At 55.8% G+C, this 14,653-nt stretch carries 14 protein-coding genes; 4 read left to right on the top strand and 10 right to left on the bottom strand.

The window, feature by feature from the left end:
* Nucleotides 1-85 precede the first annotated feature (85 nt).
* Nucleotides 86-2,815 carry a sigma-54-dependent transcriptional regulator gene (locus ABLV64_RS00165; protein ID WP_348843413.1) on the top strand — a complete coding sequence of 910 codons (2,730 nt, stop codon included), beginning with the start codon at nucleotides 86-88 and terminating at the stop codon, nucleotides 2,813-2,815.
* A 52-nt stretch (nucleotides 2,816-2,867) separates the two neighbouring features.
* Here the strand turns inward: ABLV64_RS00165 and ABLV64_RS00160 are convergent, their stop codons facing one another.
* From ABLV64_RS00160 to ABLV64_RS00120, 9 genes are all read right to left on the bottom strand, one after another.
* The gene (locus ABLV64_RS00160) at nucleotides 2,868-3,854 is read right to left on the bottom strand and encodes an SIS domain-containing protein (RefSeq protein ID WP_004202478.1); all 987 of its coding nucleotides are present in this window, start codon (nucleotides 3,852-3,854) and stop codon (nucleotides 2,868-2,870) included.
* A 64-nt stretch (nucleotides 3,855-3,918) separates the two neighbouring features.
* On the bottom strand, nucleotides 3,919-4,980 hold the full coding sequence (locus ABLV64_RS00155; RefSeq protein ID WP_032455674.1) for an SIS domain-containing protein: 1,062 nt from the start codon (nucleotides 4,978-4,980) through the stop codon (nucleotides 3,919-3,921).
* Nucleotides 4,981-4,996: 16 nt separating this feature from the next.
* Nucleotides 4,997-5,851, bottom strand: a complete 855-nt coding sequence (locus tag ABLV64_RS00150) for a PTS system mannose/fructose/sorbose family transporter subunit IID (RefSeq protein WP_348843414.1) — start codon at nucleotides 5,849-5,851, stop codon at nucleotides 4,997-4,999.
* A gap of 2 nt (nucleotides 5,852-5,853) precedes the next feature.
* Nucleotides 5,854-6,597, bottom strand: coding sequence for a PTS mannose/fructose/sorbose/N-acetylgalactosamine transporter subunit IIC (locus ABLV64_RS00145; RefSeq protein WP_004183295.1), 744 nt, complete (start codon nucleotides 6,595-6,597; stop codon nucleotides 5,854-5,856).
* A 14-nt stretch (nucleotides 6,598-6,611) separates the two neighbouring features.
* A complete protein-coding gene (locus ABLV64_RS00140) occupies nucleotides 6,612-7,082 on the bottom strand; it encodes a PTS sugar transporter subunit IIB (protein ID WP_004202482.1) in 471 nt (156 codons plus the stop codon).
* Entirely contained in the window at nucleotides 7,075-7,509 is a 435-nt protein-coding gene (locus ABLV64_RS00135) for a PTS sugar transporter subunit IIA (protein ID WP_002893017.1), read from the bottom strand. The genes ABLV64_RS00140 and ABLV64_RS00135 overlap by 8 nt, the downstream gene beginning before the upstream one ends.
* Before the next feature lie 247 nt (nucleotides 7,510-7,756).
* Entirely contained in the window at nucleotides 7,757-8,410 is a 654-nt protein-coding gene (nfsB, locus tag ABLV64_RS00130; protein WP_131079893.1) for an oxygen-insensitive NAD(P)H nitroreductase, read from the bottom strand.
* A 119-nt stretch (nucleotides 8,411-8,529) separates the two neighbouring features.
* Nucleotides 8,530-8,898 carry an MmcQ/YjbR family DNA-binding protein gene (locus ABLV64_RS00125; protein ID WP_004202487.1) on the bottom strand — a complete coding sequence of 123 codons (369 nt, stop codon included), beginning with the start codon at nucleotides 8,896-8,898 and terminating at the stop codon, nucleotides 8,530-8,532.
* Nucleotides 8,898-9,479, bottom strand: coding sequence for a TetR/AcrR family transcriptional regulator (locus ABLV64_RS00120; protein WP_017899014.1), 582 nt, complete (start codon nucleotides 9,477-9,479; stop codon nucleotides 8,898-8,900). Before ABLV64_RS00120 ends, ABLV64_RS00125 begins: the two co-directional genes overlap by 1 nt.
* 179 nt (nucleotides 9,480-9,658) lie before the next feature.
* Here ABLV64_RS00120 and ABLV64_RS00115 point away from each other — a divergent pair, with 179 nt between their 5' ends.
* Nucleotides 9,659-10,774 (top strand): MBL fold metallo-hydrolase, encoded by a 1,116-nt coding sequence (locus ABLV64_RS00115; RefSeq protein ID WP_025999133.1) that lies wholly within the window; start codon nucleotides 9,659-9,661, stop codon nucleotides 10,772-10,774.
* A 30-nt stretch (nucleotides 10,775-10,804) separates the two neighbouring features.
* Complete coding sequence (locus ABLV64_RS00110; protein WP_004202492.1) at nucleotides 10,805-11,146, top strand: RamA family antibiotic efflux transcriptional regulator; 342 nt, start codon at nucleotides 10,805-10,807, stop codon at nucleotides 11,144-11,146.
* Between the two features lie 17 nt (nucleotides 11,147-11,163).
* Here the strand turns inward: ABLV64_RS00110 and ABLV64_RS00105 are convergent, their stop codons facing one another.
* A complete protein-coding gene (locus ABLV64_RS00105; RefSeq protein ID WP_002893037.1) occupies nucleotides 11,164-11,412 on the bottom strand; it encodes a DUF1158 domain-containing protein in 249 nt (82 codons plus the stop codon).
* Nucleotides 11,413-11,913: 501 nt separating this feature from the next.
* Here ABLV64_RS00105 and ABLV64_RS00100 point away from each other — a divergent pair.
* Nucleotides 11,914-14,637 (top strand): cation-transporting P-type ATPase, encoded by a 2,724-nt coding sequence (locus ABLV64_RS00100; protein WP_017899015.1) that lies wholly within the window; start codon nucleotides 11,914-11,916, stop codon nucleotides 14,635-14,637.
* Nucleotides 14,638-14,653: the final 16 nt, after the last annotated feature.

The raw sequence follows: 14,653 nt of genomic DNA, 5'->3' as shown, positions 1-14,653 counted from the left end.
CTTTTAAAGAAGTGTGGCTGACGGCAGCGACGTCCTGCGCGAATTGTCGTATAAGCGAATTTTACGCTTTTGACAGGGGAGCGAGATGAACAAGGAGTCGATTTTTCGCCAGCTAGAACAACGGATCGCCGGGCGAGCGCTGACGGCGGAAGCGCTGGGCGAGTTTAACGCTATGGCCATTGCCGATAGCTTGAAGCAAAAACGCAGCATCATCAGCCATCATCTGAATAATCTCCATCGCGAGCAGCGGGTGGTCAAAGTGAATGGTCGCCCGGTGCTGTTTTTACCCGTTACCGTTCTGCGCGATCATCACCGCCTGGCGGTTCGGCACGGCGAATACGCTTCCATTCAGGTGCTGTGCGCGGAGCGTCAGGATAGTCTGGCGCAGCTGATTGGCGCGCAGGGCAGCCTGCAGGAAGCATTGCGCCAGTGCAAGGCTGCCATCAGCTACCCTGGCGCAGGTCTGCCGCTGCTGCTGCGGGGCCCTACTGGCACTGGGAAAAGCTTTCTAGCTCGCCAGCTCTGGCACTACGCAATAGATGAAGGCATTTTACCTGCCGATGCGCCTTTTACCGTATTTAACTGCGCCGAGTACGCGAATAATCCAGAACTACTGACCTCGAAGTTATTTGGTCATGCGAAGGGGGCCTTTACCGGCGCCGATAAAGCCGTTCCTGGTCTTATCGAGACCAGCAACGGTGGGGTGTTGTTTATCGATGAGGTTCATCGGCTGCCGCCCGAAGGTCAGGAAAAGCTGTTTCATTTTATGGATAACGGTAGCTGGCGCCGGCTGGGGGAGAGCACCGATGAGCGCAGCGCCACGGTGCGGCTAATTTTTGCTTCAACCGAGGATTTGGAAAAACACTTCCTGGCGACCTTTATTCGCCGTATTCCGGTAATTGTAAAAATTCTGCCGATCGCTGAACGCGGCCAATTCGAGCGGCTGGCGTTTATCCACCACTTTTTCCGCCGTGAAGCCCAGCGTTTGAACCACGATCTGGCGCTGGATGGCGAAATCGTCAGCCAGCTCATGCGTGAAACGCTTGAAGGAAATGTCGGTGGGCTGGAAAATTTGATTCGCAATATTTGCGCCAGCGCCTGGACATTTGGCGAACGTGATAGCGGTCTTTTACACATAAAAGCGGGTTTGCTGCCCGACCGATTACTGGCGGATGCGCCTTTTTCCCTTCAGCAAAATAGCGAGCGGGTTATGATTTACCGCGATGGCGACGCGCAGCCTCTTTTTTCTGGTCGTCACCATGAATACCAACGGCTAACGGAAAATATTTGTAGCCTGTGCGAGGAGTTGGCTCAGGATAATATTAGCGTGCGGACCTTTGAAAAGCTTATTTATCAGAACGTGACGCTCTATCTTGATGCGCTGATGAATCAGGAGAGTACGGTCTCTCTGCAGGACAAACGGCTGCGCTTTATTGAAGATGTGGGCAAAGCAATCGCTGTCAATTATGACCTTCAGCTAAATGTCGAATTCGCTTATCTTACCGGCCGCTACCTCACCAGCCTCCCTCTGGCGCCGCGTAGCGTTGCTGAGCCCGTGCGTCTGGTGATGCAGCGCTGGCTGGACTCCTCGGCGGGGCTGGCGCAGCGTATCGCGGAGAAACTACTGGATGTCGTCAATAATAAATACGATCTGCTCATCGATACGCTTGACCGCCTGGCGGTTGCCGCTATCGTCAGCAATGCGATTGATGCGACCAGCGGCGGAAAAGTGAAAGCGCTGATAATCGCCCACGGTTATTCGACCGCCAGCAGCATTGCCGGCGTTGCCAACCGCCTGATTGGCGAGAAGATCTACCAGGCCATGGATATGCCGATGGAGGTGGCGTTTAACGATGTCAGTCGCGCCGTGGTTGATTATCTCCAGCATACGGACACGCGTGCGGGTGTGATGGTGCTTATTGATATGGGCTACACCAAGGAGATTGCCGATGCGCTTTTGTCGGTGATTCACGGCCCGCTGGTGGTGGTGGATAACGTCACGACCCGCATGGCGCTGAACGTTGCCAGCGAGATCGCGCTGGGAAAAAACATCGAACAAATCGCCGAAGAGATCGTGCCGCTTAATCAGTCGCGTTGGGATGTGTTCTGGCCCGCAGAAAAAAAAGAGCGTGCGCTGCTGGTGACCTGTATTACAGGTATCGGTACCGCATTTAAATTTAAAAATCTGATGGAGAAGAGCCTGCTCAACGATTTTGATATTAACATCATCGCCTGCGAGTATACGCGCTTAAAAAACAGTCGTACGGCGGTATCGTTGCTCCACCAGTATGAAGTTATTGCGGTCGTGGGTACCCACGACCCGCAGCTGGCCGGAGTGCCCTGGGTTGGCATTGAGGAACTACTTGGCGAGCAGGGGCATCGACATCTGAGTCAGCTCTTAAGTGGCTATCTTAATGAAAAGCAAATTGCGCTGATTAATAAAAATATGGTTCGTGAGTTTTCGCTGCATAACGTTGTCAACTCTCTGACGATACTGAATGCCGGAAAAACCATGGGCCATATCGAAACCATTATCGCTGAGTGGCAAAATACGCTTGGTTTTCATTTTAATAATAACTTAATTATCAGTTTATATGTGCATCTCAGCTGTATGATTGAGCGTCTGGTAATGCGTAATGAAATTAGCCATTATAAAGATATTGAGCAATTTACCCGCCAGCATGGCGAATTTATTGCCATGGTGAATCACTCGTTTCAGCGTCTGAAAATACTCTATAACGTGGCGCTACCGGTAGCGGAAATTGGCTATATTCACGATATTTTTGAATTGCGTATTGAAGATTTTAGCTGGTAATTCTCAACGCAGCCCCGGAGAATTACGCCGGGGCTGGCAGGCGGTTAGCGAATCAATATTCGACTTTCCACATATAGCGGCGGGTGGTCAGCGGGTGGTTGCGGGCGGTGGCCAGCGCCAGGTTGTAAACATCCAGCACGCAGTTGTGCAGCAGGCCGCAGAAATATTCGCGCACGCTGGCGTGCAGTGTGTCGATTCCCACCTTTTCCACGTCAATAATCTGCAGTTTTCCCTGGTAACGTTCGATAAAGCGGATCGCGCGGTCATCCAGCGGGCGTGTGCGGCCGCTGCTTTTTAATAAAATAAACGGCGTTCCCGCTTCGGTAATCTCAAAGGGACCGTGGAAATACTCGCCGCTATGGATGCTCGCGGAGTTAATCCACTGCATCTCCAGCAGAATACAGATGGACTCCTGATGCGCGGCGCCGAATGAGGGGCCGCTGCCCATCATGTAGATGACCTTTTCGCTCTTCCAGGCTTCGGCAAAATGGCGCGCATCCGCCTGAACCTGCTGCTGAGCGCCGCGTACCACGGATTCAAAACTGGCAAAGGCGCTGACCATCTCATCGTAATGGGCGTATCCCTCAGTTTGCGCAAGCACTTCCAGCGCCAGCCACAGGCTGTATGCCGCTTTTTGCTGCGTCGGATCGACGGTTTCGGGATAGCGCGCCCAGCAGTATTCAATAGTGTAATCGCTGTGTTCGCACAGCGGCGTGCCGGGGGTATATACCAGTCCAATAGTGGCGGCGCCTTTCTGACGCGCGATGCGGGCGGCTTCCACCGTTTCAGCGGTGTTGCCCTGCTGCGAGGCGAGGATCACTACGCTGTTTTTACCTAACGCGTTCGGCGTCGCGTGGACAAATTCATTACTGGTAACATAGCCGACGGCCAGCTTTTTAGCTTCACAATCGAGAAAATATTTCCCCGGCCAGAAACCGGTTAATGAACCACCGCAGCCAACAAACCATACGCGCTCAATGTGCTGCTTAGATAAAATATCGCGAATAATAGTATGTGCGTTTTTATGAGCTATAGACATATTGGTCTCCTTGAGATGTAACGGGTCCTCCGCTGAATAGCGGATAACTTTTACTATGCGTCAATTAATTGGGTTGTTTACTTTTCATTTTCTGGTGGAACTGCGGATCCTTCGGTATCGCGGGATCGATGCCCTTCACTGGTGGCAGTCGGGCACAAACCATTTGTAACGGAATGATATATTCAAAGACCGCAAAGTCGGGATCGTTAATAAATGCGAAGGGCATATTTTTGCCGTTATTTTCGACTTGTGGACCAATGCGATAAATATGCTGAGTCCAGCCGCCAAGTATTTCCGCCAGGCGATCCTGACGCTCATCGGGAAACGGATCGAGCATGATCAGGGTAGAGCGCTCGTCGAAGGCGTTATAGATCCCGTGGATGAACTCCTCAAATTCATAACCGGCAACCGGACAGCGTAGCGTTTCAAGCATCTTTAGCGCACCTTCCTGAACGGTGCCAAACAGCCTTGCCGGACCGGTCAGGCGAATGTCCGCGCTGTCGATAAGCGGTCGGGCATGATTGAGAACCCACGCCTGCGAGGCCTCAATGAGCGTCGGCAAATGATTAAACGTGGTATCCATGCGGATGAGTAGCGCTTTGCGCTCCTCATCGCTCAGGCGCCGCTGGCGACTGGCGACAGCAAGCGCCAGCAGCATCAGATTAAGTATGGTGCAGTGATACCCTTTGGTTTTAGCGCCAGCCCGCTCTTCTCCACAGGGTACTGTTAAGACCAAATCTGCCGCCCGGTCGATAACGGCTGGCGCTTCCCCGGCCATGGAAGCGGTGAGATGCCCGGCTGCCCGGGCGCGTTCCATTGCGGCGAGGGTAGAGAGGCTGCCGCCTCCCTGAGAAATGCCGATGACCAGCGCTTTGTCGCTGAGGGTCAGCGCCGAATCATCCAGCAGAAAAGGCCAGTAGACATCAACGGGTAGCCCGCACCACTGCTGCATAAACGAGCGGGCGGTCAGCGCGCCGTGATAAGAGGTACCGGAGCCGGTCAGGATAATACGCGTGATGCCGCGCTCCGTTAGCGCTTTCGCCGCCTGCCAGAGATCTTCCCGCGTCTGCGTCAGCATAGCGAGCAGACAGGCGGGTGTTTCATTCATATAGTCTTCTACGTGCATGGGGATATTCCTCTTCTTAAAGCAGGCCTAGCGCGCTGGCCGCCATGCCAAACGCGACGGTTCCTAGCAGGATCCAGTTAATATTGACTCCCTTACGGATCAACTTGTACATCCCGAGGGTGAAAAGCAGCGGCAGCAGCGAAGGAAGAATTTTGTCAATAAACTCCTGCGCCTTCATGGTGGTCTGCCCGGCGGTAAAGCTGAGCGGGGTGGTGATATCTATCATGCTGGCGGTCATCGCGCCGACGACCATGAGGCCAACAATTGATGCGATATAGGTCACCCGGTCCATAAGGCCGCTTTGGTAAATTCTCATCAGCCAGGTCGTACCCGCCCGGTAGCCGAGCTTCAGGCCATACCAGCGGCACAAAAGATGCGGCAGGTTATAAACTAACAGCGCCAGTATCGGTCCCAGCAGGCTGCCCTGCTGGGCGAAATAGATACCCATCCCGGCGGCGATAACCTTTAATGATCCCCAGAAAATGGAGTCGCCGATGCCCGCCAGCGGTCCCATCAGGCTGGTTTTAATCGCGTTTATCGACTCCTCATTAAATTCGGGGTTACGCTGGTTCTCTTCTTCCATGGCAATCGACAGGCCGAAGATAAAGGTCGAGAGATGGGGCGTGGTGTTAAACAGCACCAGATGACGCTGCAGGGCGCGCCCCAGCTCCGTTGGGTCCTGATAGATACGCTTCAGGGCTGGCGACATGGCGAAGGCGTAGCCCATATGCTGCTGGCGCTCGAAGTTCCACGAGCCCTGTAGCGTAAAGGAGCGCCAGAACACGCTGCGTAAATCGCGGGCGGTGATGCGGCTTGCGTCATCGCTTTGCGGCTGGGTAGCGCCAGTCACAGTTTGCGTCATTTCGCTCATGATTAGCTCTCCTGCTGCTTAAGATTAAGGAACTGGCTGATGATAAATGCCAACACCACAGCGAACAGCGCAATGGCGATGATATCCAGTTTGGTATATGCCGCTATCAGAAATCCCAGACCGAGGTACGGCATCAGTTTGCTGCTGAGCATCATGCTGATCAGCAGGGCGAAGCCGAGCGCTGGCAGGATCTTACTGGCGACGATCAATCCGTTGGTTATCACCGGTGGAATGGCCTCCAGGAACCAGCTTACCGCCGAAGAACCAAGCAGAATGGCAAAAAAAACCGGTAGAAATCCGTTTAAAAAATAGAGTAGCGTCGGACCGGCGAGGTGCATCAGGCCGACCATTCGTGTATTACCCTGTGCCGCATAGCGATCCGCCAGATGACCAAAGCGGGCGTTCACCACGCGCACCAGGATGCCCAGCGTCTGCGCCAGCATTGAGACAGGGATGGCGATGGTGAGCGCAGCCTCCGGACCGCGGCCGGACATGATCGAAAACGCGGTGGCCAATACGGAGCCGGTCACGATATCTGGCGGGTGCGCGGCGCCGATGGCGACGTTGCCGAGGAAAATAAGCTCCAGCGTAGCGCCAATCAGAATCCCCTCATGCAAATTACCGCAGACCAGACCGGTGAGGGCGCACATCACCAGCGGTCGATCGATCATTGATACCCCAAGCAGGCGGCCATCAAGTATTCCCAGGGCGGCGATCAGGCCGAGTAACGTTGCGGTGAGCAACATAGTGACCTCCGAAGTTAAAGTTGGTCGTTAAGGAGTTCAGCCGAGTGGGCGGGTACCTGACGCATCTCCAGCCGAATGCCTTTTTCTTTTAGCGCTCTGCTATGGGCGATTTCCTCGTCGGTCAGATAGATGGCCTTGCCGAATTGTCTTGCCCCTTCCTTCTGTGGCAGACCACCGTAATTAATTGCGCTAATTTCCGGGATTTTTTCCACTAGCGCGAGGGTTTCCGCAGTATTGCCAAGGACCACCATGACTTTTTTATGATCCAACTTGCCGCTGTTAAGCTTTTCCGCCGCCTGTTCAACGGTGGCGATGTCCAGCGTGACGCCCGCTGGCTTTGCCAGGTTAAGCGACATCGTAATGAAGGCATCCGCCGCGGCTTTGGCGTTGGCGACGATGATATGGTCGATATCCAGCGCTCGGGTCCAGGCAAAAACCACCTGGCCGTGCAGCAGCCGATAATCAATGCGCACGAGTTTAATCATGAGATTCTCCCTGTGGGTCAGAGGATGGTTGTGTTATTAGAGGATTGATGAAAACAATGGATTCACGCGCCGCGCTGGTGGCGTAGATAATCGCGGCCTCGGTAGTGGCTTCTTCGCACAGCAGAAACTCCAGCAGCAGAGTCAGATTGATGCCGGCGACCACGAAAACGTTGCGATGTCGCATCAAGACGCTCACGGCGCTATTGTTAATACTGCCGCCAAGCAGGTCGGTGAAGATCACCACTTCATCACCATTCGCCTGGACGATGAGATGCTCCAGGGTTTGCTCCAGCTGTTCGGTGGTCACGATATCTTCGTCATAGGCGCAGACCGGGATAACGCCGTGTTCATCGCCAATCAGCAGCGACAAACTGTTCACCAGTCCGCGAGCAAAATGGCCGTGGCTGGCCACATAGATATGTTTCACCCGGTTTCTCCTTCATCCAGATAGCGGTATCTGTTAAGAGCAAAGGGCGTGCCAGAAATAAAAAATATTATTTATCAATTAATTAAACCAGCTGGTTCACACTAAAGGCGTTATTCCTGGCACAAGCGGGCTCATTAGCGCCAGAAACCTGGCACAAACGGCAGAAAAAGAGGGGAAAGAGTGGGGGAAGAAAGTCCCGGGCGAGACGCTGCTGCGCCATGGCCCGGGCGTTCCCGGCAGAAGGGAATTAAATCTCGGTAATGGTCGTCGACTGCGGCAGACGCGACTTCGGCAGGGTAGCGTTGAAATCTTCCACGCTATGGTGGCCAACCGGGACCACCACCAGGCTGGTGTAGCCCTTGGCTTTCAGGTCAAACTCCTCATCGAGGATCGCAAAATCAACCCCTTCGATCGGCACGGCGTCGAGGCCCATCGCCGCTACGCCCAGCAGGAAATTGCCGACGTTGAGATACACCTGCTTCGCCATCCACTGATCGTCATCTTTCAGCTCTTTGCGGTGCATATCGGCAAAGAAGGTGCGACCCTTGTGGTTAGCGGCTTTTGCGTCAGGAGTGGCGAAACGGCCATCGACCTCTTCCTGATCCACGACGCGCTGCAGCCAGGCGTCGTCCATCGCGGTTTTCGCGCAGAACACCACCACGTGCGAGGCGTCAAGAATTTTACGTTCGTTGAACACGTAGGTACCGCTGGCGGCTTTCGCCACGCGGGCTTTGCCTTCATCGGTGCTGGCAACGATAAAGTGCCACGGCTGGGAGTTGGTGCTTGACGGGCTGTACTGCAGCAGCGTTTTCAGCTGTTCCGCTTCCCCGGCAGTCAGCTTTTTCGTGGCGTCAAAGGCCTTGGTGGAATAGCGCTTCAAAGCGACCGATACGATATCCATAACTCTTCCTCACAGTTTACAGCACCTTACCGGTGCGTTCAGGAGAGGAAGAGTACAGCGAAGATCGCAAAATGATAAGGGTGAAAAATGCGATAACACTTATCGCGTTTGGCTGAAAATCAGCGCGGACGCAGGCGCTGCTGCGCCTTTTTGCTCAGCTTGTTCACCACCTGGTGCCACGAATCGTCAATCAGCTCGGCCAGCAGATCCTCGCTGATGTCGTCGCCCGGCACCACCGTGATCCAGTGTTTCTTGTTCATATGGTAGCCGGGTTCGATACTGCGATAAATTTCCTGATTGAGCAGCGACTTCTGCGGCTCGGCCTTCAGGTTGACCAGCGCCCGCCCGCGAATGGTCATGGTGATCATAAAGATGCGGCCGTCGACCTTAAACACATCGTACTCCGGCCCAAAGGGCCAGCAATGTTCGGTAAACGGGTAGGTCAGGGCGATACGGTGAGCGCAGGGATGCAGCGTTTCCGGCGTCATTAGGCGTCCGCCTCATGCAGGGCGTTCCACATGGCTTCAAAACCGAGGGCGATAATCTCCCGGGCGCGCTGCGGATCGTGGCTGGCGAATTCGATGGTGGTTTCCGCCAGCGACAAAAACAGGGCGTCGCCAAAGGCGCGATACGCCTCGCTGAGGAATATCTCTTTCACCGACAGCTGGCACATTTCGTTGAGCTCCGGAAAGCTCTCTTTCACCTGGCGGCGGGTTTCGTCAGTGATGCGCTCGCTGAGCGCCATTCGGCGGATCGCCTTGTGCTCCATCGGGTTGCGCACGCCCCAGTCGATATAGCTGTTCCAGATATTGCGCGCGTTCTCTTTCGGGCGCTTCTCGTCCGGATCCAGCCCGGCGATCATGGTGCGCACCAGGCGCAGCTTAATGGCGAGGTACAGTTCGTTGAGCAACTCATCCTTGGTAGCGAAATAGCGAAACAGCGTCCCCTCGGCCACACCGGCGCTGCGGGCGATGGCCGACGTCGAGGCGGCGATGCCGGACTGGGCGAAAGCCGCGGTGGCAGCTTCCAGTAACGCTTGCTTTTTATCTTCACTCTTTGGACGAGCCACTACTTTTTTCCTCATGCAGGTTTAAACAAACCGCCGATCTTTGCACGTCTGACCTGGTTGCTGCAACGGCGGAACGCAAAAATTGAAAATCGTCTTGACGACTTTCATCACATTCCTAATAATGAGTGCGTACTCACTCATAATCAAGTTATATCATAAAGCCTCCGGGATGGGGGCTTTTGTCTGGTCAGGATATGAACCGTGTCACTTTCAGCGTGGTCGCCATCATGTTACTCGCAGCAGCAACGACATTGCCGTTTGTCCTCAATGCCGGTTTTGGTAAGGCGCCGCAGGGGGCACAGCTTAGCCAGGTGGAAGCGTCCCCCCACTACCGGGATGGCCAGTTCCATAACCAGCTGCCCACGCCGGGGTTCACCGGGCAAAAAAATATGCTGGCGGCATGGTGGGATTTCCTGATGACTAAACGGGAAAACGCCCGTCCCGCGCAGCCGCTGCCGCTGGTGAAGACCGATCTGGCGACGCTGCCCCTCGGGCAGGACGTGATGGTCTGGCTCGGCCACTCCTCCTGGTATCTGCAGCTGGCGGGAAAACGCATCCTGATCGACCCGGTGTTCAGCGATTACGCGGCGCCGTTCTCCTTTATTAATAAAGCTTTCCCCGGCGACTATCCGTGGCGGGCGGAAGGGATGCCGGAGATCGATCTGCTGATCATCTCCCACGATCATTACGACCATCTGGATTACGCCACCATCCGCGCTCTGCTGCCGAAAATTAAGCGGGTCATTACGCCGCTGGGGGTTGGCTCGCACCTGCGTTACTGGGGGATGGACGGGGCGCTGATTACCGAAGCGGACTGGCAGCAGGCGATTCCGGTTAACGACGAGCTCACCGTCCACGTCCTGCCGGCGCGGCACTTTTCCGGCCGTGGGCTGAAGCGCAACCAGACGCTGTGGGCCAGTTTTCTGTTCGTTACCCCGCAGCAAAAGATTTATTACAGCGGCGACAGCGGCTATGGGCCGCACTTTAAAGCGATAGGCGATGAATTTGGTCCGGTCGATCTGGCGATCATGGAGAACGGGCAGTATGACCAGGACTGGAAATATATTCACATGATGCCGGATGAAACAGCTCAGGCCGCCGACGACCTGCGCGCTCGCGCGGTGCTGCCTGGGCATGCAGGACGATTCGTTTTGGCGAAACACAGCTGGGATGAACCGTATCAACGGCTGGCGGCTGCCAGCGAAGGAAGGGCCTGGCGTCTGCTGACGCCTGTGCAGGGCGAGCCGGTGTGGGTCGCCGATAAGACGCAATCATTTAACGCCTGGTGGCGCTAAGCGCCAGTGCAGTATCAGAGGAGAGAGCATATGACGATTTCCGCTCAGGTGATTGATACTATCGTCGAGTGGATTGATGACAACCTGCATCAACCGCTGCGTATTGATGATATCGCTCGCCATGCCGGGTATTCGAAATGGCATCTGCAACGGCTGTTTTTACAGTATAAAGGGGAGAGCCTGGGGCGCTATATTCGCGAAAGGAAGCTGCTGCTGGCCGCCCGCGATCTGCGTGACACCGATCAGCGGGTCTACGATATCTGCCTGAAGTATGGCTTCGATTCGCAACAGACCTTTACCCGCGTCTTCACCCGGACCTTCAATCTGCCGCCGGGCGCCTACCGTAAAGAGAACCACAGTCGCGCCCACTGAGGCGCGCCCTTCCTGGTTTAGCGTTCGAGCGAAAACCAGCGACGCCACACCCAGCGCAGCACCAGATACTCAATGGCGCCCAGTGCTAAGAACCACAAACAAAACAACACCGTATAAAGCTGGTTGAGATCCATCATATGGAATGTCTCAACCAGCTTTTGCGCCAGCGTCAGGCCCAGCGACGGCGCGGGCAACAGCAGACAGGAGAGCAGAGCCAGGAGCAGGATCCCGGCGGCGGAGAGGAGCGTTTCCAGCGGATGTTTCATGTCATGTTAATCATCAGTTAAAAAACATATTGTCCGGCAAAATAATCCCTAACGCAATATGCTTTGTATTTTACTCGCCTTAATGCGCTTCTGTTTAATATTATGGCCTGCCTTTTATTCCCATGTTAATTAATCTGAAATAATTTGTAATTAAATTAAAATCAGTCTCCTGTAAATTACTGTCATTATTATGCCAGCGCTTTTACAAAACTATAAGTGCTATATCCCACCAGCGTGGCAGCGATGATGGCCAGCAAGATGTACAGCGCCAGACGGCGTCCGCGGTAGATTCCAAACATATTTAACCTCGTTTAGTTTTGGTTTATTAATATTCTGTAATAGTTGTCTCGTGGAATTAACTTACCACATATTTTTTATTTTGCGAAAAATTTAGGCTTGTATTGGTTCACATTTTTATCGGCTTTTTCGCCACCTTTTACTGCATTGGCCAGGAATGATTTCAGGCTTTCCGACTCACGGAATTTATAAGGAAAATGTAATTTGACCAAGATGAATAACCCAAAGTTTACGACGCCCTCGGGCGACACCGCGCCACGGCAGGTCTGGCAGCAGACCGTTGACGCAGTGCTGGCGCAGACCAAAAGCCAGGCCGCTGGGTTAAGTTCCGCAGACGCCGCCGAGCGCCTGAATAGCTGTGGGCCGAACGCGCTGCCGGAAAAGAAAGGGAAACCGGCCTGGCTGCGCTTTCTTGCCCACTTTAACGACGTACTGATTTACGTGCTGCTGGCCGCCGCGGCGCTGACCGCCATCATGGGGCACTGGGTCGATACCCTGGTGATCCTCGGCGTGACGGTGATTAACGCCCTGATCGGCCATATCCAGGAGAGCAACGCCGAAAAGTCCCTGCAGGGGATCCGCAACATGCTCTCCAGCGATGCCCGCGTCCAGCGTAACGGCAAACATGAGACTATCCCGACGCGCGACCTGGTTCCGGGAGATATCGTTATCCTGCGCGCCGGCGACCGCGTGCCGGCGGACATGCGGCTGATTGAAACGCACAACCTGCGGGTGGAAGAGGCGATCCTCACCGGCGAGTCGACGGTGGTGGATAAAATCACCGACGCGCTGGAAGGCGACCTGCCGTTGGGCGACCGGGTGAACATGGTCTTCTCCGGGACCACCGTCAGCGCCGGCGGCGGCGTCGGCGTGGTGACCGCCACCGGCGCGCAGACCGAACTCGGCCACATTAACCAGATGATGGCGGGCATTGAGAAGCACCGCACCCCGCTGCTGGTGCAAATGGATAAGCTCGGCAAAGCGATTTTCGTCATTATCCTCGCCATGATGGTGGCGCTGTTTATCTTCAGCCTCGCGCTGCGGGATATCCCGATGGGCGAGCTGCTGCTGTCGCTGATTAGCCTGGCGGTGGCCGCGGTACCGGAGGGGCTGCCGGCGATCATTTCAATTATTCTGTCGCTCGGCGTGCAGACGATGGCGCGCAAGCGGGCGATTATTCGTAAGCTGCCGACCGTGGAAACCCTCGGCGCCATGACCGTGGTTTGCTCGGATAAAACCGGCACCCTGACAATGAACGAAATGACCGTCAAGGCGATCATCACCGCCGACTGCTGCTACCGGGTGGAAGGCGACAGCTATGAGCCGCAGGGGCGGATCTTCCTTGAGGGGAGCGATGAGCCCGTGCAGGTTCAGCCGGGTACCGTGCTGGAGACCTGGCTGCGCACCATCGACCTGTGCAACGACAGCCAGCTTATCCAGGATGAGCGCGGCCTGTGGGGGATCACCGGCGGGCCAACCGAAGGGGCGCTGAAGGTGCTGGCGGCGAAAGCGCAGCTCCCGGCGGTGGAGGCCCGTCTGGTGGCCAAGATCCCCTTTGACTCGCAGTACAAATATATGTCCACACTGCAGCACATCGATGGCGATGCCCGGGTGTTAATCACCGGTGCGCCGGACGTCATCTTCGGCATGTGCCGTGAGCAGATGAGCCGCCAGGGCGCGGTGCCGTTCGAGGCGCAGTACTGGGAAGAGGAGATGGCGCGCTTCGCCCGTCAGGGACTGCGCATGGTGGCGGCGGCCTGTAAGCCGGCCAGCCTTGATGCCACCACGTTGAACCATGAGGATCTGCAGGAGGGACTGATTTTCCTCGGCATAGCCGGGATGATGGATCCGCCGCGTCCGGAAGCCATTGACGCTATCCACGCCTGCCAGACCGCCGGCATCCGCGTGAAGATGATCACCGGCGACCACCCGCAGACGGCGATGAGCATCGGCCAGATGCTGGGGATCACCAACAGCAGCCAGGCCATGACCGGCTACCAGCTGGAGCACATGGACGATGCGGCGCTGGCGAAGGCGGCGGTGGAGTACGACATCTTTGCCCGCACCAGTCCGGAGCATAAGCTGCGCCTGGTGAAAGCCCTGCAGGATAACGGCGAAGTGGTCGGCATGACCGGCGACGGCGTCAACGACGCGCCGGCGCTGCGCCAGGCCGACGTGGGTATCGCGATGGGTATCAAAGGTACCGAAGTCACCAAAGAGGCGGCTGACATGGTGTTGACCGATGATAACTTCGCCACCATCGCCAGCTCGGTAAAAGAGGGGCGCCGGGTCTATGACAACCTGAAGAAGACCATCCTCTTCATCATGCCGACCAACCTGGCGCAGGGGCTGCTGATCATCATCGCCCTGCTGGCGGGGAACATGATTCCGCTGACCCCGGTGCTGATCCTGTGGATGAACATGGCGACGTCGGCGACGCTCTCCTTCGGCCTGGCCTTTGAGGCCGCGGAGCGCAACGTGATGAACCGCCCGCCGCGTAAAACCGGCCAGCACGTGATGGATGGTTTCGCCGTGTGGCGGGTGGCTTTTGTCGGGTCTATGATTGCTATTGCCGCCTTTATCCTTGAGGCCTGGCTGGCACCGCGCGGTCACAGTCCGGAGTTTATCCGCACCGTGCTGCTGCAGATGCTGGTGACGGCGCAGTGGGTCTACATGATCAACTGCCGCAGCAGCGACAGCTTCTCCCTGAGCATGGGCCTGCTGCGTAACAAAGGCATCTGGCTGGTGACCGGTGTCCTGCTGCTGATGCAGCTGGTGATTATCTATGTCCCGCTGATGCAGAACATGTTTGGCACGGAAGCGCTGCCGCTGCGCTACTGGTTTGTCACCCTGGTCATCGGCATCGCCATGTTCCTGGTGGTGGAAATCGAGAAGCGTCTGACGCGCCGGTTCCGCAAAACGGCCTGATCGATCTCGCGCGCCT

The sequence above is a fragment of the Klebsiella sp. JB_Kp031 genome, assembly GCF_040064295.1.
Taxonomy (GTDB): domain Bacteria; phylum Pseudomonadota; class Gammaproteobacteria; order Enterobacterales; family Enterobacteriaceae; genus Klebsiella; species Klebsiella quasipneumoniae.
The sequence above is the reverse complement of the archived record's forward strand: the minus strand, read 5'-3'. Positions and strand labels throughout refer to the sequence as shown.

Coding starts and splice junctions, on each gene's coding strand:
- ABLV64_RS00165 (WP_348843413.1), top strand. CDS start 86: ATGAACAAGGAGTCGATTTTTCGCCAGCTAGAACAACGGATCGCCGGG.
- ABLV64_RS00160 (WP_004202478.1), bottom strand. CDS start 3,854: ATGTCTATAGCTCATAAAAACGCACATACTATTATTCGCGATATTTTA.
- ABLV64_RS00155 (WP_032455674.1), bottom strand. CDS start 4,980: ATGCACGTAGAAGACTATATGAATGAAACACCCGCCTGTCTGCTCGCT.
- ABLV64_RS00150 (WP_348843414.1), bottom strand. CDS start 5,851: ATGAGCGAAATGACGCAAACTGTGACTGGCGCTACCCAGCCGCAAAGC.
- ABLV64_RS00145 (WP_004183295.1), bottom strand. CDS start 6,597: ATGTTGCTCACCGCAACGTTACTCGGCCTGATCGCCGCCCTGGGAATA.
- ABLV64_RS00140 (WP_004202482.1), bottom strand. CDS start 7,082: ATGATTAAACTCGTGCGCATTGATTATCGGCTGCTGCACGGCCAGGTG.
- nfsB (WP_131079893.1), bottom strand. CDS start 8,410: ATGGATATCGTATCGGTCGCTTTGAAGCGCTATTCCACCAAGGCCTTT.
- ABLV64_RS00125 (WP_004202487.1), bottom strand. CDS start 8,898: ATGACGCCGGAAACGCTGCATCCCTGCGCTCACCGTATCGCCCTGACC.
- ABLV64_RS00110 (WP_004202492.1), top strand. CDS start 10,805: ATGACGATTTCCGCTCAGGTGATTGATACTATCGTCGAGTGGATTGAT.
- ABLV64_RS00105 (WP_002893037.1), bottom strand. CDS start 11,412: ATGAAACATCCGCTGGAAACGCTCCTCTCCGCCGCCGGGATCCTGCTC.